Annotated in this window: 24 protein-coding genes and 1 pseudogene; 3 read left to right on the forward strand and 22 right to left on the reverse strand. The window is 45.9% G+C overall.

The genetic code is table 11. The annotated features are described in order from the left end of the window. The first annotated feature begins 166 nt into the window (after positions 1-166). Positions 167-1,690 carry a threonine ammonia-lyase, biosynthetic gene (ilvA, locus tag ACTHTK_RS00520; protein ID WP_107723229.1) on the forward strand — a complete coding sequence of 508 codons (1,524 nt, stop codon included), beginning with the start codon at positions 167-169 and terminating at the stop codon, positions 1,688-1,690. A 59-nt stretch (positions 1,691-1,749) separates the two neighbouring features. Here the strand turns inward: ilvA and trmB are convergent, their stop codons facing one another. The 3 genes from trmB to ACTHTK_RS00535 form a co-directional block, all read right to left on the reverse strand. Further along, the gene (trmB, locus tag ACTHTK_RS00525) at positions 1,750-2,466 is read right to left on the reverse strand and encodes a tRNA (guanosine(46)-N7)-methyltransferase TrmB (RefSeq protein ID WP_107723230.1); all 717 of its coding nucleotides are present in this window, start codon (positions 2,464-2,466) and stop codon (positions 1,750-1,752) included. 137 nt (positions 2,467-2,603) lie between these two features. Then, complete coding sequence (locus tag ACTHTK_RS00530; protein WP_003680203.1) at positions 2,604-3,260, reverse strand: response regulator; 657 nt, start codon at positions 3,258-3,260, stop codon at positions 2,604-2,606. Further along, positions 3,257-5,017 (reverse strand): histidine kinase, encoded by a 1,761-nt coding sequence (locus ACTHTK_RS00535; protein ID WP_107723231.1) that lies wholly within the window; start codon positions 5,015-5,017, stop codon positions 3,257-3,259. The genes ACTHTK_RS00530 and ACTHTK_RS00535 overlap by 4 nt, the downstream gene beginning before the upstream one ends. A gap of 260 nt (positions 5,018-5,277) precedes the next feature. On the opposite strand from ACTHTK_RS00535, the gene mobA reads away from it, so the two are divergent. Further along, a complete protein-coding gene (gene mobA, locus ACTHTK_RS00540; RefSeq protein WP_063068994.1) occupies positions 5,278-5,859 on the forward strand; it encodes a molybdenum cofactor guanylyltransferase MobA in 582 nt (193 codons plus the stop codon). A 124-nt stretch (positions 5,860-5,983) separates the two neighbouring features. Here mobA and ACTHTK_RS00545 read toward each other — a convergent pair whose 3' ends face one another. The 4 genes from ACTHTK_RS00545 to ACTHTK_RS00560 all read right to left on the reverse strand — a co-directional run bounded on the left by ACTHTK_RS00545 (position 5,984) and on the right by ACTHTK_RS00560 (position 8,514). Continuing rightward, entirely contained in the window at positions 5,984-6,823 is an 840-nt protein-coding gene (locus ACTHTK_RS00545) for an NAD-dependent epimerase/dehydratase family protein (RefSeq protein ID WP_107723232.1), read from the reverse strand. A gap of 41 nt (positions 6,824-6,864) precedes the next feature. Next, positions 6,865-7,347, reverse strand: a complete 483-nt coding sequence (locus ACTHTK_RS00550) for a DUF2269 family protein (protein ID WP_063075737.1) — start codon at positions 7,345-7,347, stop codon at positions 6,865-6,867. Next, a complete protein-coding gene (locus tag ACTHTK_RS00555; protein ID WP_107723233.1) occupies positions 7,344-7,733 on the reverse strand; it encodes a DoxX-like family protein in 390 nt (129 codons plus the stop codon). The genes ACTHTK_RS00550 and ACTHTK_RS00555 overlap by 4 nt, the downstream gene beginning before the upstream one ends. Before the next feature lie 262 nt (positions 7,734-7,995). Next, positions 7,996-8,514 (reverse strand): GbsR/MarR family transcriptional regulator, encoded by a 519-nt coding sequence (locus tag ACTHTK_RS00560; protein ID WP_107723234.1) that lies wholly within the window; start codon positions 8,512-8,514, stop codon positions 7,996-7,998. A 244-nt stretch (positions 8,515-8,758) separates the two neighbouring features. Here ACTHTK_RS00560 and ygiD point away from each other — a divergent pair, with 244 nt between their 5' ends. Continuing rightward, positions 8,759-9,544, forward strand: coding sequence for a 4,5-DOPA dioxygenase extradiol (gene ygiD, locus ACTHTK_RS00565; RefSeq protein WP_107723235.1), 786 nt, complete (start codon positions 8,759-8,761; stop codon positions 9,542-9,544). A gap of 260 nt (positions 9,545-9,804) precedes the next feature. Here ygiD and ACTHTK_RS00570 read toward each other — a convergent pair whose 3' ends face one another. From ACTHTK_RS00570 to ACTHTK_RS00640, 15 genes and pseudogenes are all read right to left on the reverse strand, one after another. After that, positions 9,805-10,113 (reverse strand): TrbM/KikA/MpfK family conjugal transfer protein, encoded by a 309-nt coding sequence (locus ACTHTK_RS00570; protein WP_107723236.1) that lies wholly within the window; start codon positions 10,111-10,113, stop codon positions 9,805-9,807. Between the two features lie 80 nt (positions 10,114-10,193). Next, positions 10,194-10,716: pseudogene (locus ACTHTK_RS00575) on the reverse strand (DUF4189 domain-containing protein). Positions 10,717-10,767: 51 nt separating this feature from the next. Next, on the reverse strand, positions 10,768-11,334 hold the full coding sequence (locus tag ACTHTK_RS00580; protein ID WP_107723238.1) for a type IV secretion system protein: 567 nt from the start codon (positions 11,332-11,334) through the stop codon (positions 10,768-10,770). A gap of 45 nt (positions 11,335-11,379) precedes the next feature. Next, positions 11,380-11,688, reverse strand: a complete 309-nt coding sequence (locus ACTHTK_RS00585) for a TrbM/KikA/MpfK family conjugal transfer protein (RefSeq protein ID WP_107723239.1) — start codon at positions 11,686-11,688, stop codon at positions 11,380-11,382. Positions 11,689-11,768: 80 nt separating this feature from the next. After that, the gene (locus tag ACTHTK_RS00590) at positions 11,769-12,278 is read right to left on the reverse strand and encodes a DUF4189 domain-containing protein (RefSeq protein ID WP_107723240.1); all 510 of its coding nucleotides are present in this window, start codon (positions 12,276-12,278) and stop codon (positions 11,769-11,771) included. A gap of 321 nt (positions 12,279-12,599) precedes the next feature. Beyond that, positions 12,600-12,890 (reverse strand): type IV secretion system protein, encoded by a 291-nt coding sequence (locus tag ACTHTK_RS00595; protein WP_107723241.1) that lies wholly within the window; start codon positions 12,888-12,890, stop codon positions 12,600-12,602. A gap of 45 nt (positions 12,891-12,935) precedes the next feature. Beyond that, positions 12,936-13,247, reverse strand: a complete 312-nt coding sequence (locus tag ACTHTK_RS00600; protein WP_107723242.1) for a TrbM/KikA/MpfK family conjugal transfer protein — start codon at positions 13,245-13,247, stop codon at positions 12,936-12,938. Positions 13,248-13,302: 55 nt separating this feature from the next. Then, positions 13,303-13,818, reverse strand: coding sequence for a DUF4189 domain-containing protein (locus ACTHTK_RS00605; protein WP_107723243.1), 516 nt, complete (start codon positions 13,816-13,818; stop codon positions 13,303-13,305). Beyond that, positions 13,818-14,414: a type IV secretion system protein gene (locus tag ACTHTK_RS00610; protein WP_107723244.1), complete on the reverse strand. Its 597-nt coding sequence runs from the start codon at positions 14,412-14,414 to the stop codon at positions 13,818-13,820. Before ACTHTK_RS00610 ends, ACTHTK_RS00605 begins: the two co-directional genes overlap by 1 nt. A gap of 44 nt (positions 14,415-14,458) precedes the next feature. Then, positions 14,459-14,767, reverse strand: a complete 309-nt coding sequence (locus ACTHTK_RS00615; protein ID WP_107723245.1) for a TrbM/KikA/MpfK family conjugal transfer protein — start codon at positions 14,765-14,767, stop codon at positions 14,459-14,461. Between the two features lie 81 nt (positions 14,768-14,848). Next, positions 14,849-15,376, reverse strand: coding sequence for a DUF4189 domain-containing protein (locus ACTHTK_RS00620; protein ID WP_107723246.1), 528 nt, complete (start codon positions 15,374-15,376; stop codon positions 14,849-14,851). Between the two features lie 61 nt (positions 15,377-15,437). After that, a complete protein-coding gene (locus ACTHTK_RS00625; RefSeq protein ID WP_107723247.1) occupies positions 15,438-16,568 on the reverse strand; it encodes a type IV secretion system protein in 1,131 nt (376 codons plus the stop codon). 94 nt (positions 16,569-16,662) lie between these two features. Beyond that, positions 16,663-17,445 carry a hypothetical protein gene (locus ACTHTK_RS00630; protein WP_107723248.1) on the reverse strand — a complete coding sequence of 261 codons (783 nt, stop codon included), beginning with the start codon at positions 17,443-17,445 and terminating at the stop codon, positions 16,663-16,665. 126 nt (positions 17,446-17,571) lie between these two features. Then, positions 17,572-20,088, reverse strand: a complete 2,517-nt coding sequence (locus ACTHTK_RS00635) for a VirB4 family type IV secretion/conjugal transfer ATPase (protein WP_440379741.1) — start codon at positions 20,086-20,088, stop codon at positions 17,572-17,574. Beyond that, positions 20,085-20,390 (reverse strand): type IV secretion system protein VirB3, encoded by a 306-nt coding sequence (locus ACTHTK_RS00640; RefSeq protein WP_107723250.1) that lies wholly within the window; start codon positions 20,388-20,390, stop codon positions 20,085-20,087. Before ACTHTK_RS00640 ends, ACTHTK_RS00635 begins: the two co-directional genes overlap by 4 nt. Positions 20,391-20,395: the final 5 nt, after the last annotated feature.

The raw sequence follows: 20,395 nt of genomic DNA on the forward strand, positions 1-20,395 counted from the left end.
AGCAAACAGTTTGGCATATTAAATAGATATTAAGCGGACATTATACCGTCTCATTTAGGCTTTGCTAAGATTTTTCTTGCCTTCAGACGGCCTCAGGGGTATGGTTTTAACTTTTTCCTCAGGCCGATTCGGTCGAATGACAATTTATTTTCGAACACTGAATACCATGAACCATCCTCTTCCTCTTTCCGATTATCTAACCCGTATTTTGACCGCTTCCGTTTATGATGTGGCCGTAGAAACGCCTTTAGATTTGGCACGCAGTCTGTCAGGTCGTCTGAACAATCAGGTTTTGCTCAAACGTGAAGATTTGCAGCCGGTGTTTTCGTTCAAAATCCGTGGTGCGTACAACAAAATGGCGAAGCTGCCTAAAGAAGCCTTGGATTGTGGCGTGATTGCTGCCAGCGCGGGCAACCATGCGCAGGGTGTGGCTTTATCGGCGCAGTATTTGGGTTGCCGCGCCGTCATCGTGATGCCGGAAACAACGCCTAAAATCAAAATTGACGCGGTAAAGAGCCGAGGCGGCGAAGTGGTATTGAAAGGCGTGTCTTACAACGATGCCTATGATTATGCGATGGAGTTGGCAGAAAAGGAAAAACTGACCTATATCGCGCCATTTGATGATCCTGACGTAATTGCCGGTCAGGGAACCATCGGCATGGAAATCCTCCGTCAACACCGCAATATCAATGCGATTTTTGTTCCGATTGGCGGCGGCGGTTTGGCAGCAGGCGTAGCGGCATTTATCAAACAGGTTTGTCCTGAGATTAAAGTCATTGGCGTGCAAACCGATGATTCTTGCTGTATGAAGCAATCGGTCGAGGCTGGAGAAATCGTACATTTGAAAGATGTCGGCCTGTTTTCAGACGGCACGGCTGTTAAAGTAGTGGGCGAGGAAACCTTCCGCCTATGTAAAGAGCTGTTGGACGAAATTATTACGGTCAATACGGATATGTTGTGCGGCGCGATTAAAGATATTTTTGACGATACGCGCAGCATTACCGAACCTGCAGGCGCATTGGCGCTTGCCGGCTTGAAGGCTTACGTTGCGAAAAACAATATCCAAGGTCAAAACCTGGTTGCCGTCACCAGCGGCGCCAACATGAACTTCCACCGTTTACGCCACGTTTCAGAGCGCAGTGAGCTGGGCGAGGGTAACGAAGGCATTTTCGCCGTTACCATTCCCGAAGAAAAGGGCAGCTTCCTCAAGTTTATCAATTTGTTGGGAAGCCGGAACATTACTGAGTTCAACTATCGCTACGGCAGCGATAAAAATGCGCATATTTTTGTCGGCTTGCAAACCGCCGGTGCGCAAGACTTGGCCGTCATCAGTGAACAACTGACTGAAGCAGGCCTGCCCAATGTCGATTTGACCAATGATGAAATCGCCAAAATCCATATCCGTTACATGGTCGGCGGCCGTACGGAAAAAGTAGCCAACGAACGTTTGGTCAGCTTTGAATTTCCTGAACGCCCGGGTGCGTTGTCCCGTTTCTTGAACCATATGCGTGCCGAATGGAATATTACCTTGTTCCATTATCGCAATCATGGTGCGGACTACGGCCGTATTTTGGTCGGTATCGATGTACCTGAAAGCGACAATGAGGCTTTTGCCGACTTCTTGGATAGCTTGGGTTATGTCTATAAAGAGGAAACCGACAATCCGGCCTATAAACTTTTCTTGGCTTAATCAGTAAGATAAAAGGCCGTCTGAAATTTTTCAGACGGCCTTGTGTTTTATGTTTGGCTTTATTTCTTACGGAATACCAAGTCCCAAACGCCATGACCCAACCGCTTGCCTCGGGCTTCAAATTTGGTTTCAGGACGATAATCAGGCGTAGGGGCGTAATCGGCAGCCGTGTTTTGCAAAGCGTCGAAACTGCTCAAAACCTCCAGCATTTGCACGGCGTATTCTTCCCAGTCGGTCGCCATATGGACATAGCCGCCGCTTTTGAGTTTGGGCAGCAGCTTTTCAACAAACGGCACTTGTACCAAGCGGCGTTTGTTGTGGCGCTTTTTGTGCCAAGGGTCAGGGAAGAAAATATGAATGCCGTCTAAAGAACCGTCTTCCAGCATCTTTTCCACTACTTCCACCGCATCATGACGCATTACGCGGATGTTGGAAATGTGTTCTTCCTCAATCAGTTTCAAGATATTGCCCACGCCCGGGCCGTGAACATCAATCGCTAAAAAGTCGGTATTGGGCAGACGTTTGGCGATTTCCACCGTTGCGACACCCATACCGAAACCGATTTCCAAAACTTTAGGGTTGTCCCGTCCAAAAGTGCGGTTCAAATCTAAAGGGGCTTCTTGGAAGTCCACACCGAATTGCGGCCACATCGTATCAATGGCGCGCTGTTGGGCCGCGGTCATATGGCCTTGGCGCAAGACAAAACTGCGGATACTGCGTTTGTGTTCTTCTGGAACGGTATTTTCGGGTGTATTTTCTGGAATATTTTCGGACATGTTGTTTTAAATCAGTGGGAAATCAAATAAAAAGGCCGTCTGAAAGAATCAGACAACCCTGCATATAAATCGGCGTGATTATAGCGAATAAACACTTTTCCTGAAACCTTTTAAAAAGAAGGTTTCAGACGGCCTGATTAAGACAATACCGGTTGCGGTACTTTGTGTTGCACCGCATAAACCGCTGCTTGAACGCGGCTGCTTAGGTTCAACTTGCGCAACAGGTTTTGCACATGCACTTTGACGGTTGACTCTGCCAAGTTCAAATGACGGGCAATGATTTTGTTGCTGTGTCCGGCGGCAAGATAGCCCAAGATTTCCATTTCGCGCGGGGTCAGTTGCTCCAGCAGATGGTCTGAGCGGGAAGGAGATGGAGAAATCAGCGATTGCACCAAGCGGCTGGTCATTTCCGGAGAGAAGACATTGTCGCCATCGACGGCTTTGCGAATGCTTTCCAACAGGAAGTCGGCATTGATGTTTTTCAGCAAAAAGCCTTTTGCGCCCATACGCATACATTCGGTCAAGTCGTCACTGTCTTCGGAAACAGTCAGCATGATGACGGTCAGTTGCGGATTGATGCTCAGAATTTGAGCCAATGCTTCGCGGCCGTTCATGACCGGCATATCTAAGTCCAGCAAAACCACATCAGGCTTGAGCTGCTCAACCATTTTTACGCCGGCCAGGCCGTCTGAAGCTTCGCCGACGACTTCAAAATCAGGCTGGCGCGAAAGCAAAGCCTTGATACCGCTGCGAAATAGGGTGTGGTCGTCAATAAGGGTAATTTTAATCGTCATGATGCTGTTCTCATTTGTTGCGGCAAAGTCAGCATAACCGCCGTACCTTGCCCAATCTGCGATGTAATGGCCAATTCTGCGTTAATCCGTTGGGCCCGTTCCTGCATAATGCCCAAGCCGACATGTTCGCCTGAAGGCCGGTTTGATAGGTGTTCTTTATTAAAGCCTGCGCCGTCGTCCCGAATCGTCATGACAAAATCGCCGTGGTTAGCAATTTCGACGCTGACATGTTGCGCACGCGCGTGCTTCCGGATATTGGACAGGCTTTCCTGCAAGATGAAGATGATTTGCAAATGCTCATCATAATTCAAAGCCTGCCCGTCGTCCTGCCATTTTAAATCAACTGGAATACCGGTTTGTCGTTCAAAACGCGCCAGCAGCGATTCTACCGCTTCAGGGAAATCTTTATTACTGATTTTGGTGCGGAAATTCATCAGAAGTTCGCGTACGTCTTCGTAGCATTCCTGCACGCCGTCTTTAATGAAGCCGATATTTTCTTCTGCCTGCTCGCGTTGGTTTGAAGCAAACGCGCTTTCCAACATTTGCACCTGCAAATTCAAAAAGGTCAGGGCTTGTGCAATGCTGTCATGCAAACCTTGTGCAATCAAGTTGCGTTCTTGCAAGACAGCAAGCAGGCGGCGTTCTTGTTCCATGCGGTTGTTGGCGATGGAAATCCCCAGCTGCCCGCTTAAAGTCTGCAACAATTTTTCGTCTTGCTCATCAGGCATATGGCCGTCTGAAAAATACAGGGTCAGTACGCCGAGCTGTTCGTCTTGATAAACGATCGGAAATTCTACACGATTTCCCTCTTCGGTTTCACCGACACTTGCCGCCAAGTCAGAGCGTTTGCGTTCTTCATCGGAAAGATATACTGTACCGCCCAAAGCGGAAAACGCCGGCAGAATCTGAGCCAAAAATTCTTCTGCGGCCTGTTGCGGCGTAAAGGTTTGGTGCAGGTTGCGCGTAGTCTGGTAGAGCAGGGTCAAGTCACGGTTTTGCCGGGCCAAGTCTTGGGTTTGTTGGGCAACCTGTCCTTCTAAATCCGTATAAAGCGTTTTCAGACGGCGGCTCATTTGGTTGAAGCCCTTGCTGACTTGGGCGAATTCACGAATTTGGTCTGTATCGATTTGTACCCCGAAACGACCTTCGCTGATGGTTTCTACCCCGTCGCGCAATTTTTCCAGCGGCCGGATGATCCACGAATAATGCCAAACAATCATCAAGCCGGCAGCCACTAAAATCATCAACATCATCGCCATTTGAAAACGGCGCAGCCACAAAGTATTTTGCTCGTTGGCGTTTTCCATCGCTTGTAAAAACAGCTCGATATTGCCGGCAAAACGGTATAGGCCGATTTGGGTCGGCCGCTCGTAATGTTGCAAAGAAGGCTTGATGTTGGATTCCCAATCAATCAACAGCATCGATTGGATCAAATCGTAAGCCAGCGGCATTTGTGACGGAATCAGCGGATGAATGGCATCGCTTTGCGTTACATTGGCCAGCGTACGTTCAAATTCTTTGATTTGGTTGTCAATTTGCGCATTGGGCGTACGGACGCTTGCCATATAAGCCAAACGATATACCTGCATTTTCAAGCTGCCCGCATCTTCAATCGTTTTGGCCGCGCTTTCCAAACGCCAAGAAAGCAGCAGGGTAAAGGCAATCGACAAAAAAGCCGAGCCGACCCATAACACAGTCAGTAGTTTTAAACGCGAGGACAGGCTCAGGCCGTCTGAAGATCCGGAGAATAAATGCATAAAGCACGCAGGAAGACTAATCCGATAATCTTATAAAAATATCATTCTTTCGGCCTATAAACAACCTGTCTAAAATAATTGTATGGTTATGATAAGAAAAAACAGGGGTTTAATGTAAAATCATGTTATGATAAAATTCATCTTAAGTGAATTAAATCACAAAATCAGGTTTCAGACGGCCTGAAGCCTTAAAAACTTATTCCATAAATACAACATCGCGAATAACACTTACACACTCTGCTTTGCAAAGGACTACCAAAATGAAAATTTTTGCACTGATATTGGCCGGCGGGCAGGGAAGCCGGATGGGAGGTGTCGATAAAGGGTTGGTGCAATGGCACAACAAAGCCTTGATAGACCACGTTATCGAAAAAATCCGCCCGCAAGTCAGCCATATCGCCATCAGTGCCAACCGCAATCTCGAATCCTACGCCCAACGCAGCGCACACGTTTTCTCCGATGCGCGTCAATGGCAACATTACGGTCCTTTAGCCGCCTTATGTACTGCCGCCAACGATTTACAAATTGCCACTGCCGATTGGCTGCTTATCGTCTCCTGCGATATGCCTCGCCTGCCTGAAAACTTGGTTTCCCAGTTTGAGACCATCGCCAAACGCACGCCGTTGTGCAATGCATTTTACGTTGAAACCCCGTCCAGACCGCATTACAGCGTGATGTTTATCCGTCCGCAAATCCTGCAAAGCACCGTGCCATACCTTTATTCAGGAATGCGCAGCATCCGCGGCTGGTTGCAACAACAGCGCGCGCGGGTTGTCCATTTCCCTCATGAGCAGGATTTTATCAGCTACAACACGGAAAACGATTTGGCCCAGCCTTTGTAGCTGGGTAGGTAGAAGCAATAAGCTTCTGATGAACTGAATTGTTTTGCAATAAAGTATTTTATAAAAGCTTTAGGCCGTCTGAACAACAGACGGCCTTTGTTTTGTCATTTTAAAGTTAAATGAATTATAGGCAACCAGCAAAGTTTTCTGTTGCCAATGGTTCCCTGCCTAGTAAAGCTGCAAAATCAGAATAGTCAGCGCATGAGCCTTGCTTGAGTAGGGCAAAGCTGTTTCGGCTGATAATGCCGTTGCTGAGGATGTTTGCCAACGGCAGCGCTGGCTCAAGCAGGCGTAGGGGAACGGACAGAATACGTTGTGGCGGTTTATGGTTCAGGGTTTGGCGGATGGTGGTCAGGTATTCCGCCAAAGTCAGTGTTTTGCTGCCGGTCATATTGATGATGCTATAGTCGGTGTCGGTTTGGATGGCAAGTTTGGCTAAACCTTCGGCAACATCGGCAAGGTGTACAGGCTGTAAATGAAAGCGACCGGCTTCCGGTAAGGGAAGTAAAGGGAGGCGGGCTAGTTTGATGAATAGCTCGCAACTGGTTCCTCCTCGTCCGTAAACGACGGATGGTCTGGCTATGGCAATCGGTATGCCGCTTTGGGCGATGGCATCATCTCCACGCCCTTTGCTGCCGACAAAGTTGATGGATTGAGATGGATCGGCACCCAGTGCGGATAGTTGCACCCAGCGTTTTATACCTGCTGCTTTTGCCCATGCGGCGAGCCGTTTGGGCGTGTGGTGGTGTACGGTTTCGAGTATTTCGGCATGACGGCTCATGATACCGATGCAGTTGATGAGGACATCTTGCCCTTCCAATAAACGGCGTGCGGCGGTTTCGTTGGGATGAAGAAAGTCGAAGGCGCGGCGGTCGGGCGTGCAAACTTGGTGACCTTGTTCTTTGAGGATTTGAACGGTACGGCTGCCAATAAAGCCGCTGCCTCCGAAAATAATGATGTTCATATGCTTTTCTTTATATTGTTAATAAGGCCGTCTGAAAACCTTTAAATCGGTTTCATCACCATCAGGAAGTAAATCACGATAGTGGCGCAAAAGGCAGGGTAGCCGAGCAATTCCCAGCGTCTGGCGTAACGCCAGTAGGGCTCCGGAATGGTGTCTGCGTTTTCTTTGTGCGCTTTTTCGGCAATTTTTGCCATGCGGATTTGCAGCCAAACAACAGGCAGCCAGCAAATGCCTGAAAAAATGTATAAGGCCAGCGTCATCCATACCCAATTTTGTTCCAGCATGGTGGCAACAGTGTAGCCTCGTTCATACAGCATCCATAAGCCAGATAAGGGTTGGAAAATGACGGCGGGGGTTGTAAACCACCAATCTGCTTTGATGACCCAATGTGAGACGACCGACTGCGCGGCAACCGAACCGCTGCGGTTTGCCCAAAAGAGGTAAAACGCTGTACCAAAACCGGTACCGACCATTAAGGTAGCCGAGATGATGTGCAGGGTTTTAACGATTAAATAGGTATTCATTTTTTATCTCCTACGGATTGATACAAGAAAAATAAAGTAGCCATAATCGGCAGGTTTTTTACCAAAGGCGCAAATGGATGTGCCCACATTTCGGGCAGCCCGAAGGCGATAATCAGGCTGTATTCCGCGACGGTTATCAATTGCAGCAGCCATACTGATGAATGGGAACGAAGGCGGCTGAAGCATAAAAAAGCAAAACCAATGTCCAGCAGAGAAGCGGCGATTAATGTAGGCCATTGCAACGGATTGGGAATACCGACCGAATGTAGCAAATCCAATGACATTTCAGGCATGAAAAACAGAGGTTGGGTACCGCTCCAGAGCCATAGCAGCCCCATTGAGTAAGGCAGGTAGGCGGGAGTTGTGTGTGTAGTGTTGCCGGACATATTGGTTTCCTAATTTCATTTTGGTTTGTTTATATTTTAGTCTGTTATTTCTAAAATTTCTGTTAAAAGAGAAATTATAGGGTAAAAAATTTTAGATAGGTTTCTAGATTGTTTCCTTAGGAGGGAAATCCATATCCAGTGATTCAAAATCTACCAAAGAATATCAAGCTTCAGATAAACATGCCCATGCAAGGCTGCCATGAGCATGTTTCCATATCCTAAATAGCATTGGCTATGTTTATTGAGAACAAGTCCATTGCCATCATCGGAAAAATTTTTGTATTCCAGCGCCTATTTTCAAAATTTTTACCATGGTTGAAGTAGAAAGCTTCAGCATTTCATTTGCCCACATGGTCAGCGTACTGATGAAATCATGGGTTTGTCGGATTCGCTGCTTGGCAGTTTCATTTTCCTGACTAAATTCAGGGCTGTCGATCAGGCTTTGCAAAAATTGCCGCGTCGGTTCGATTTCACGCTGCATACGCACTTCTGCAATGGTACGGAACAAAGTCCAGACATCATCCGAAGTTTCAAAATGATCGCGCCTATCGCCCAGGATATGCACGTTATGCACCAGTCTCAGGTTTTGCAGCTCTTTGATGCTGTTGCTGACATTGGAGCGCGCTACGCCGAGCGTTTCGGTAATTTCTTCGGCGTTCATCGGTCTGCCTAAGATGTAGAGCAGGGCATGGATTTGTGCAACGGTACGATTGACACCCCATTTGGTACCCATTTCACCCCAATGGAGGATAAATTTTTCAGTGGTCGGATTCAGTTTCATAGTGATGGTATTCTATTTTTATCTTTTATTTCTGTCAATACAGAAATAAAGAAATTTTTGGCCGTCTGAAATAAAATGTTCAGACGGCCTTTTATATAAATCCTTATCCTACATATTCTCTCAGAAGCTCAAGCCCCTATCAGTCATGATTTCTTATCAGTAAAAGATGTTGTTCGTAAACCGGTATTTTTTGAATAAAAATTTATCCGTACAATCCGCTGTATCCGATAACGAGGAGTAAATCATGAAAAAAATGCCTGTATTGTTTGTTGGGCATGGCAGCCCGATGAATGTGTTAGATAAAGAAAACCCGTTCAATCAGAATTTCAGCCTAATTACGCAAAAGTTTGCCAAACCAAAAGCCATTTTGATGATTTCAGCGCATTGGTACAGCAGCCGTTTGCAGGTGACATCAGGTAAACACCCTGAAATGATTTACGATTTCTACGGCTTTCCTGAAGAGCTCAGCCAAATGCAATATCCCGCGCCCGGTTCGCCCGAGTTGGCGGAGCAAGTGAAGTCATTATTACAGCCGGAAAATGTCGAGTTGAACCCAACGCGTGGTTTTGATCATGGCGCATGGGCGGTGTTGAAATTTCTCTATCCCGATGCCGATATTCCCGTAGTGCAACTGAGCCTTAACCGTTTGCAATCGGCGGAATGGCATTTCAACTTGGCGAAAAAATTATCTGCTTTACGCGAACAAGGCGTGTTGATTATCGGCAGCGGCAATATTGTGCATAATCTGAGGGCGATAAGCTGGGAACATATCGATCAAATCGGTGCAGGATATGACTGGGCGTTTGCTTTCCGTGAAACGGTCAATCAGGCGATTGCGGTACAAGATAATGAAACTCTGGTGCATTATGAGCAGCTGGGCGAAAAGGCCGAGCTTTCTGTACCAACGCCGGATCATTACTTACCGTTGCTGTACATCATGGCATTACGCGAACCGCAAGACAAGATTACATTTTTCAACGATAAGTTGATTGCAGGATCGCTCAGCATGACGTCGGTTTTGGTGGGATAAAAAGGGAAGAATCAGAACAAAACAAACTATTCTGTATTTGTTCGAGCTACTTTGCAGATGGTGCCGAATTATTTCAGACGGCATTTTATATCTATATAAAAGCCTTAACCTATATCAGTAAAGATGAAATTAAGCCTGTAAGTTTAGAATATAAATAATTTGAACAGAATATGAGGTTGTATTTGAAAAATTTTAAAATTTAACCCATTTTGAGAAGAGAAAAGGCCGTCTGAATTTCAGACGGCCTTTGTGTAGATAGATTATCGATGTACGACTATTTCGATAATGGGCGCAATCTCTTTGTCACGGGAAGCAGGACACTGCTGGAGGAAGCGGCGGCGGGCGCTGATGGTGTCTTGCGCGTATTTGTGCTGAATGGAATAGAACCTGTGCAGTGCAGGGTTGCATTCTTTAGGCGGCGTACCCGGAGAAGTCAGGCAGGTAATGGCCTCGCAGGCATATTTTTTATCGCCTGTCAGCAGCTTGCCGGCAATATCTGAAGCGTTGACTACAGGCATAGAAAACGGCAGCAGGGCTGTGGTTAAAACAAAAATGGATAAATTTTTCATTGTGTCGTACTCGTTAAAATAGAATTGGGATTAGAGGAGGGCATCAAAGACCGTCTGAACAACAGACAGCTTTTGGTCTATTAGAATTTTGGCATAGAGCAGCCTTCAGGGGTAATAATTCTGCATTGTAAAGCTCCACGTTTTTGACATTTTCTTAATGCCTCCGCTTCAGCCATACCCGGGGGGGGTTACGGCAAAAAAAGCTGAACCATCTTTTGCTTGAGCAACAGCGATACAGCCATTACGAACCCAGGCTCTAACTTTACACGGTTTATTTGTTCCACCTTCTTCGCAGGTTTTAATGGCCAGCTTTTTTGCAGCCTCAAGTGAATCCATCTCAAGTGCGCCACCTGAAATACCTGTTTTAGGATTGATTGCCCATGCTCCGTATTTTGAAGGAACATTGATATTGACAACACTTGGTTGGCTCTGAGTGTAACCGTTATTCGAAGATTGTGGTCTTCCTACGTTATATAGAATCTGTCGACCCGAACTATCGATAATGCGACAGGTACCTGTTGCAGGCTGATATTCTCCGCCACAACCGTTAGCATAAATATTCAGGCTAACTAGCCCTAATAGTACTAAAAGCAATTTTTTCATTACAAATCCAATCTTTTATTTTTTCAAATTTAATATTTGAATGTAGAAATACTAGGATGGTTTATTTACTTGGCTGGGTTGTTTCATGGCATCGGTAGATGTACTTCCTGTCTGCTGGATACCACCAGTTGTCCATGTATTTCGTGAATTTGAATCATAATTATCATTATTGACTGAATTGCCATCTCGATTCTGAACATTATGATTAGTCTGCTGCTGTTGGCTATTCATACCCGGCGGTGTTGCAGGCTGACCATTTCCCCAACCCTGCATTGCATTGTATCCGGAGTAGGATGCCATGATACCGTTAAACCACATGCCTGCCATAGGCGGTACGGTAATCAGCAGGGTGGAGAGCATCAAACCCAAGCCCAGCTGCTGGGTAACGGTTTCCATAATGCCGGTTGTGCCGCCTTCACCGATGACGGTTGCCACAAATTTGCCGGCTGCCGCGCCGCCGAATAAGTGGCCCACCAAGTCCATGGAAATCTCCGCCATAACGCCGAGCAAGACGCTGGAGAAGATAGTAGCTAATCCGAAGTATAGCCATTTTTGGAACAGCGGAGCGGTTCTTTTAAACAGGAGGCACAAAATAAAAATAGGTGCGAAAACGACTATTTATAAAAGGCCGTCTGAATTTCAGACGGCCTTTGTGCAGATAGATTATCGATGTACGACTATTTCGATAATAGGGGCAATCTCTTTATCACGGGAAGCAGGACACTGCTGGAGGAAGCGGCGGCGTGCGCTGATGGTATCTTGCGCGTATTTGTGGTGAATGGAATAGAACCTGTGCAGTGCAGGGTTGCATTCTTTAGGCGGCGTACCTGGAGAAGTCAGGCAGGTAATGGCCTCGCAGGCATATTTTTTATCGCCTGTCAGCAGTTTTCCGGCAATATCTGAAGCGTTGACTACAGGCATAGAAAACGGCAGCAGGGCTGCGGTTAAAACAAAAATGGATAAATTTTTCATCGTGTCGTACTCGTTAAAATAGAATTGGGATTAGAGGAGGGCATCAAAGACCGTCTGAACAACAGACAGCTTTGGGTTTATTAGAATTTAGGCAGAGAGCAAGTTTCAGGGAGAAAAATCTTACATCCATGAGCACCAGCATTCTGGCATCTTCTTAAAGCTTTTGTTTCGGTAAGTCCTGGTTCTGCTGCAACTGTGAATAGTCTTGATCTCCTGCCTTCATCTCCCTGTGCACTGGCAATACAACCATTTCTTGCCCATGCAAGTATTTTACATGGTGCATTACTTCCACCACGTTCACAAGTTCTGATGGCTTCTCTCTCCGCAGCAGCTCGGGAATCCATATCGAGTGCACCACCTGACATACCTGTTTTCATGTTCATGGCCAGTGCCATATATTTTGAAGGAACCTCGATATTAATAATTTCCGTAGGTTGATTTTGTTGATATTGACGAGACGACGTACAGTTGGGATTATAGCCATATTGACACAGCGCCGGATTGTTTTGCAATGCTCCTCTAGTTACGGGGTCAGCAGCATAAATATTCAGGCTTGTCAGTCCTAACAATACAAAAAGCAATTTTTTCATTATGAATCCAATCTTTTATTTTTTTTAAATATTTTTAATATTTAAATGTAGAAATACTAGGATGGTTTACTTCCTTTGCCGGGTTGTCCGGGTTGTTTCATGGTATCGGTAGTTGTACTTCCTGTCTGGCTGTCACCAGTTGTCCACTTATAGCGTTGATCTAAGCCAACAGTTGCATTATCGGACGAATTACCAGCTGCATTCTGAACATTATAATTAGCTTGCCTGCTAGCACCACCATCCAAATGCGGCGGAACTTCTTGGCGATTTCCATTTCCATTGCCGATAACTGAGTAGGCGCTGAAGCTACCCATCACACCGTTAAACCACATACCTGCCATAGGCGGAGAGCATCAAACCCAAGCCCAGCTGCTGGGTAACGGTTTCCATAATGCCGGTTGTGCCTCCTTCGCCGATGACGGTTGCCACAAATTTGCCGGCTGCCGCGCCGCCGAATAAGTGGCCCACCAAGTCCATGGAAATCTCCGCCATGACGCCGAGCAGGACACTGGAGAAGATAGTAGCCAATCCGAAGTATAGCCATTTTTGGAACAGCGGAGCGGTTCTTTTGAACAGGAGGCATAAAATAAAGATGGGCGCGAAACCGACTATTTACAAAAGGCCGTCTGAATTTCAGACGGCCTTTGTGTCGATAGATTATCGATGTACGACTATTTCGATAATAGGTGCAATCTCTTTGTCACGAGAAGCAGGACACTGCTGGAGGAAGCGGCGGCGTGCGCTGATGGTATCTTGCGCGTATTTGTGGTGAATGGAATAGAACCGGTGCAGTGCAGGGTTGCATTCTTTAGGTGGCGTACCCGGAGAAGTCAGGCAGGTAATGGCCTCGCAGGCATATTTTTTATCGCCTGTCAGCAGCTTGCCGGCAATATCTGAAGCGTTGACGGCAGAGGCAGAAAACGGCATCAGGGCTGCGGTTAAAACAAAAATAGATAAATTTTTCATCATGTCGTACTCGTTAAAATAGAACGGAGAGATTAGGGGAAAGTATAGCGTATAAGAATTAGGGTAAAGAGCAACCCTCTGGCATTAAGATTCTACATTCTTTTGCGCCTGTATTAGTACAATTTTCCATAGCTGTTTGTTCGGAAACTCCTTGCTCAGCAGCACCGCCAATAATTATAGGAGTACCTTTTAAATTTCCTACGGCCGCAGCAATGCAACCATTTCTAACCCATTTAAGAATTTCACAAGAAGCTCCTTTACTACCTTTCTTACAACGTTTAATTGCTTCACTTCTTGCTTCTGCTAATGACCTATGGTTTAAAGAACCTGTAATATGACCAGCCTTTTTACTGATTGCTATAGCTCCGAACCTAGATGGGACGTGTACATCTACATATTCTATTTTCTTTTGTGGCTTAGCTACTTTTGATTGTGGAACATTATATAAAATTTGCCGACCAGAGCTATCAATAATACGACAAGTTCCAGTTGCAGGCTGATATTCGCCACCACAACCATTAGCATATATATTTAAGCTTGTTAAACTTAATATAATTAGAATCAGTTTCTTCATTACGAGTCTCCTTCTTTGGTTGTTTTTCTATTAGCTAATCCAATTTGTGTCTGTTCTTGAGTTTTTATAATATTAGTATTTGTAGGTTGCAAAGAATTCCCATATTCCGCCATTGTATATGGTGTAAAATTAGTCGAGTGATTAGAATTTTGAATCATTTTTTCACTAACCTGATTAGCTCTCTGTTCTACTTGTGATTGACTATTCATCCCCGGTGGCGTAGCAGGCTGACCGTTTCCCCAGCCCTGCATTGCATTGTATCCGGAGTAGGATGCCATGATACCGTTAAACCACATGCCTGCCATAGGCGGTACGGTAATCAGTAAGGTGGAGAGCATCAGACCCAAGCCCAGTTGTTGGGTAACGGTTTCCATAATGCCGGTAGTGCCGCCTTCACCGATGACGGTTGCCACAAATTTGCCGGCTGCCGCGCCGCCGAATAAGTGGCCCACCAAGTCCATGGAAATCTCCGCCATGACGCCGAGCAAGACGCTGGAGAAGATGGTAGCCAATCCGAAGTATAGCCATTTTTGGAACAGCGGAGCGGTTCTTTTGAATAGGAGGCACAAAATAAAGATAGGCGCGAAACCGACTATTTACAAAAGGCCGTCTGAATATCAGACGGCCTTTTGTAGATAGATTATCTATGTACGACTATTTCGATAATGGGTGCAATCTCTTTGTCACGAGAAGCAGGACACTGCTGGAGGAAGCGGCGGCGTGCGCTGATGGTGTCTTGCGCGTATTTGTGGTGAATGGAATAGAACCTGTGCAGTGAAGGGTTGCATTCTTTAGGCGGCGTACCCGGAGAAGTCAGGCAGGTAATGGCCTCACAGGCATATTTTTTATCGCCAGTCAGCAGCTTGCCGGCAATATCTGAAGCATTGACGGCAGAGGTAGAAAACGGTAGCAGAGCCGCTGTTAAAACAAAAATAGATAAGTGTTTCATCGTGTCGTACTCGTTAAAATTAAATTGGTAATTAGAGGAGGATATCAAAGGTCTTCTAAACAACAGACGGCTTTGAGTCTATTAGAATTTAGGTAGTGAGCAGCCCTCAGGCGTAGTAATTCTACATTGTACAGCTCCCGAAGCCTGACATTTCCTTAAGGCTGTCGGTTCTGCTTGACCAATAGAGGGTTCTGTTCCATAGAATGTTTTCAGTTTTTTGCCAGATTTTCCTTGAGCAACGGCGATACAGCCGTTCCTAACAGACACTCCAATTACACATGGTGCGTTACGCCCACCTTGCTCACAAGTTTTAATAGCTAGTTTCTTGGCAGCAGCAAGTGAATCCATTTCAATGGCACCAGCTGAAATACCTGTTTTAAGGTTGACTGCCCACGCCCCATATTTTGAAGGTACATTGATAACTTCTGTTTGACTCTGAGGAGAATTACTATTGGAAGATTGAGGCTTACCAACGTTATACAGAATTTGTCGGCCCGAGCTGTCAATAATACGACAGGTTCCAGTTGCCGGTTGGTATTCGCCGCCACAACCGTTGGCATAAATATTTAGACTAGTCAGTCCTAACAGTATAAAAAGAAATTTGTTCATTACACAGTCCAATCTTCTGTTTTATGAATATGAATATTTTTAATATTTAAATGTAGCAATGCTAGGATAGTTTATTCCTTTTGCCATGTTGTTCAGGTTGTTTCATAGCATCGGTAGTCGTATTTCCTGTCTGACTCCCACCTGTTGTCCACGTCTCGTGGTAATTGATGTTTGGCTGACTATTTTTGGACTCATGGGAGAAATTCTGCACATTATGACTAGCCTGCGCTTGTTGACTATTCATCCCCGGTGGCGTAGCAGGCTGACCGTTTCCCCAGCCCTGCATTGCATTGTATCCGGAGTAGGATGCCATGATACCGTTAAACCACATGCCTGCCATAGGCGGTACGGTAATCAGCAGGGTAGAGAGCATCAGACCCAAGCCCAGCTGTTGGGTAACGGTTTCCATAATGCCGGTTGTGCCGCCTTCACCGATGACGGTTGCCACAAATTTGCCGGCTGCCGCGCCGCCGAATAAGTGGCCCACCAAGTCCATGGAAATCTCCGCCATGACGCCGAGCAAGACGCTGGAGAAGATAGTAGCTAATCCGAAGTATAGCCATTTTTGGAACAGCGGAGCGGTTCTTTTGAACAGGAGGCATAAAATAAAGATGGGCGCGAAACCGACAAACAGGGAAATCGCGATACGGTACATGATGAGCATGGTGCCTGCCACGACGGCAGGACCTGCCGTACCTACTCCGGCAAACCATTTGGCTTCGGAAAGCTTATCTTCCAGATGATCATCATCTGCGGTATCGATGGCAGAAAGGCTAGATAGGACAAGTTGAGTTGTTTTCAGGTTTAAGTCGATTTTACAGCCGGTAATATAGGAGGTCTGTTCGGTCAGACACTCGCTGCCGAAATCGTTATTGCCATGCATAATTTGACTGATGCCATTGGCAAGATTATCAGTCAATACACGGACGCTAAAGCCACTGCCTAAGGAAACTCCAAGCGCAATGGCAATAACAACATAGTTTTTACCAAGGCTGAAAATAAATCCTTTGAGACCTTCCTGACTCCGGCCTGTTACGATCAGATAGCCCTGAATCATAATCCATAATGTCAGCAATGCCAAAACCATTGTAAGGGCGAGGTTTAAGTTTTTAGATAAGACTACTTCGGTAAAGTAGCCGATTCGCGCATAAAGATAGTCGCGAATGCCAGTATAAAGGAGTAAATCCATCATAATGAGAAGAGCTTTCGATTAATTTTTGTAAAACGATGAGATGATCGATTTGTCTGGGCCGTCTGAAACCGATCCGGTTCAGACGGCCTTATACTCAATTTGGTTTATAAATCGGTTTGATTTTGTTTTCGATTTTTCCCCTCTTTTCAACTTCCCTATTTGTTCTTTCTCTAAAGCGATCCGTAGCTTCAGTCAGTTTGCCGTATGTAACTCCTTTAGTGATGTTTTTGTTCAAACTGCTGCCGGTCAGCTGTTCTTTGGTCAGCATTTTGCGCATTGAGTTGTAATATGCAATCTGGCTGTCTAAAAATTCAATTTTGTTCTTGTACTGATTGTACTTGGCAATTACGGCATTTACTTGTATCTGTACATTGTTTTCGGCAGTTTCAGCTTTACCTGCCTGATTCGAGTAATTAAAACCTTTCGTGTCTTTAGACAAAGGGGTTGCAGCAGCCATTGAACTTGCTGATGTGCCTTGGGATTTTACTAAGCCATTGATTCTGTCAAAATCTTTTTTAAGATCGTCATCTATTTCAATCAAAAGGTCATATTTATTTTGTTCTAATTCTGTAATTTTTAGACAAATCGCACCCGAAGCAGGGTTGTCACGTTGTATTGCCCTACATTTTTTCTTGCGTCGTTCAAACATTCTTTTTACTTGAGAAGATTCTCGAACATTTGTATCTGCGCCTTTTAATTTGTCCAACCCCCCACGAGTGAGAGCGGATAATTGAGCCTGCCAGTTCATCAGCTGCTGGAAGGCATTGGTCATCGCTGCTCCATCAAATACAGGAATACCTGTTGCTGTTACGGATGTATTTCCCAGCATTCCTGCGCACACTAAAACTGCAGACAGTTTTCTCATTGTGTTTTTCATTTGCTTACAATCTTTCTTAAATTAAATTAAATTATTTAAACGTATCCAAGTTTTTTGTTTTTCAGTAAGGATCATCTGAAATACTTGCTGCTTTCAGACGGCCTTTGGGTTTATTCGTCTATACGACTAATCCGCGTTGCGCATCACATTGGCGCTTGCTTTCTTACCAGAACCCTTACGTTCATCGTAGAAGGTCTGTAACCAATCCTCCGGTCTTACCGCATCAATGCCGACACCAAGACGTTCGGCCGTTTTCTTGATGATGACGTCCATGATGTCGATGTTGTCGGTACTGGCGGAGATAACAGCCAATTCGTCGTCAAATCCGCGCAGGTTGAGCTGGCATACTGCGGAAGCATGGCCCTGTTTGACTAAGAAACAGCGGCTGCGCTCGTCCAGGCTTTTAATCACTTGGAACTCTGAGTCGGTCAGCTTCAGTCCATCGATGTAGTCTTTTTTATCTGCATTCGGATTTGGCAGCAGTATCATGGTAGCTGTCTGCTCAATCAGTGCTGCAGAAATATCGCTTTTGAGGGCGTCTTCCGGAGACTGGGTGGCAAAGATACCCATACCGTTTTGCTTACGGATGGTTTTTTGTTTGTTTTTGGCAAACTCTTTCAAGCCGCCTTCGCCATCAAGGATTTTCCAGAATTCATCCATGATGTAGATGAAGCGGCGACCATCGATAAGCTCTTCCATTCGATGGATAAGATAACCGATGACTGGATCGCGTACCTGTGGGTTTTCAATCACGTCGGTGTAGTCGAAGCCGATGATGTTGGCACCACTGAAGTCGATTTTGTCCTGAGGGTTATCAAAGACCCAGCCGAGACTGTTTCCTCTAGTCCATTTGCGGATATTGGCATAGAGGGAATCGTCGCCGGTATTGGGCAGCGATTTTTGGAAGTTAGAAATACTGCGCAGTGCCATTGGGGTATCAAGCATGGCTCGAACGGCGCGCAGGATATCGTCGTCTTCTGCTGCTGAATAGTGCGCCTTGCCACCTAATTGCTTCATAAGGCCACAGAGGAATTGGACATTTGCCTCTGTATTTTCGCATTGGAAGGGGTTGAAGCCGGTCGGCTGACCGCTTTCCAGCGCCATATAGGCACCACCACAGGCTCTGACGAAGATTTCGGCACCACGGTCTTTATCGAAGAAGAAGATAGTGGGTTTGGGATCGTATTTTTGTACCTGGCTGAGGAGGAAGTTGATAAGTGCTGTTTTACCGGTACCAGACTTACCAATAACCATAGTATTGGCAATGGCTTTTTCTCCTTCGGAATCTTCACCTTCGAGGGTTGCATGGAAGTTGAAATAGTAGGGCTGGCCATTGGTCGTCTGAAGAACGGTAACGCATTGCCCCCATGGATTGCCTTCACGTTTACCAGCGGCAAAGTTGTGAAGAGGACAAAGGCCCAAGAAATTTAACGATGAGAGATTGGCAATACGAGTGCGGTAGTTCCAGTTACCTGGAAGCTGGGCATAATATGCAGCGCAGACGGCCAAGTCTTCTTTGGTCGTTACGAAGCCTGCATTGGAAAGCTCGGCTCGGGCAGAGGCAATGTTTTGGGAAAGTTGCTCTTGGCTGTCGGCGTAGATAGCAAGGCTAAAATGGTAGCCGCCAAGAACGAAATTGCCGGATGCGAGCTGATCCATTGCATGGTCGAGTTCTGCAATTTGGGTAAAGGATTTGTCGCCGGAAGAGATCATCATGCCACGAGTGCGCTCGAGGGTTTTCATAGCATCGTATCGGCTCATTGGGCTGAAACTATGGGTGATGACGTATTCAACATCCAAATATTTGAGCCCGTTAAGCACGCCGGGATAGGTGCCGTCAGGGTATTCTTTAAGGTTGAGTATGGCACCGTAGTGGTTTTTACCCTCAGGAGTACGGACGATATAGTCGCCGGTTTTGGAAGAAAAGAGATGTCGACTAAGGGGTAAGTAGTTGTAAACTGGGGCTGGAAGTACGGGAACTGGCTCGTTAACGCGGTTAAGGATGTAACCGAAAAGTTCGAGGGTTTCAGAGAATACAGTCCCATTTTTACCTTCATACATACCAAGTCGGTATGGATGGTAGTCTTTGAGAACAGCCTCAAGGTTGGTTGCTAATTCATTTAGCATACCGATAGCTTGCTCCTGTTCGGCCTTCAGACGATCGATATTACCTGATTTATCAACAAACTTTTTGCCGTCAACAACTGGGCGATAAATCATGGTCAAGTAAAGCTCGTTGTTCATGAGCTTTTCTTTAGAAAGTCGGGAAAAATAGCGGTCGGAGAGGCTTTGATTGAAAGACTCTTGAAATTTTGGGCGCAAATCAATGCCGCGGTGGCGGCGAATGTCATGTACCCAGAAGGCAACATTGACATAGTCCGGAGCGCGCAAGGATTGGAGTAAACGATTAAATGTGTTGTGTTTGTGTTCGAGCTCCCATTCTTCTCGACCTACAAAAGGAAGGCCGGATAGGTGCCATGTTGTCAGGTAATCCCCCCCAGTGGTTTTGACAATGGTTGGGGAAACATGGGTGGAGAGGGATACGAATTGACTGATTGATGCGTCAGGAGTAAACATTTTATTTGTTTTTTGTGTTGAAATCGTCCGACAGACAAAAATGTCTGCCGGATGTTTTGTTGTCATTGTTTGGGAGGATTGTTGCGGTATTCGTTAGGCGAGAAGCACCATGTATCAGGAAACTCCTCTCGGTTTCTGGCTTTAAGTCTAAATTTCAGACGTAAACCTAGAAAACGAAAAATCATATCATCCCGCTTGGCCATCTGCCTCATAATCAGGATGATGAAGGGAATAGTCAATAAAAAAAACATATTGAAGTACATTCCCATCAATAATCCTGAACCGGCCCCTATAAAAAATGGCACATAAGGGACGCCTAGAAAAGTAGCCGGACGTGTACATCCTCGAAAAACGATGTTCTTCTGCATGGTGT

The organism is Neisseria sp. P0006.S009 (assembly GCF_051962915.1).
GTDB lineage: Bacteria > Pseudomonadota > Gammaproteobacteria > Burkholderiales > Neisseriaceae > Neisseria > Neisseria subflava_E.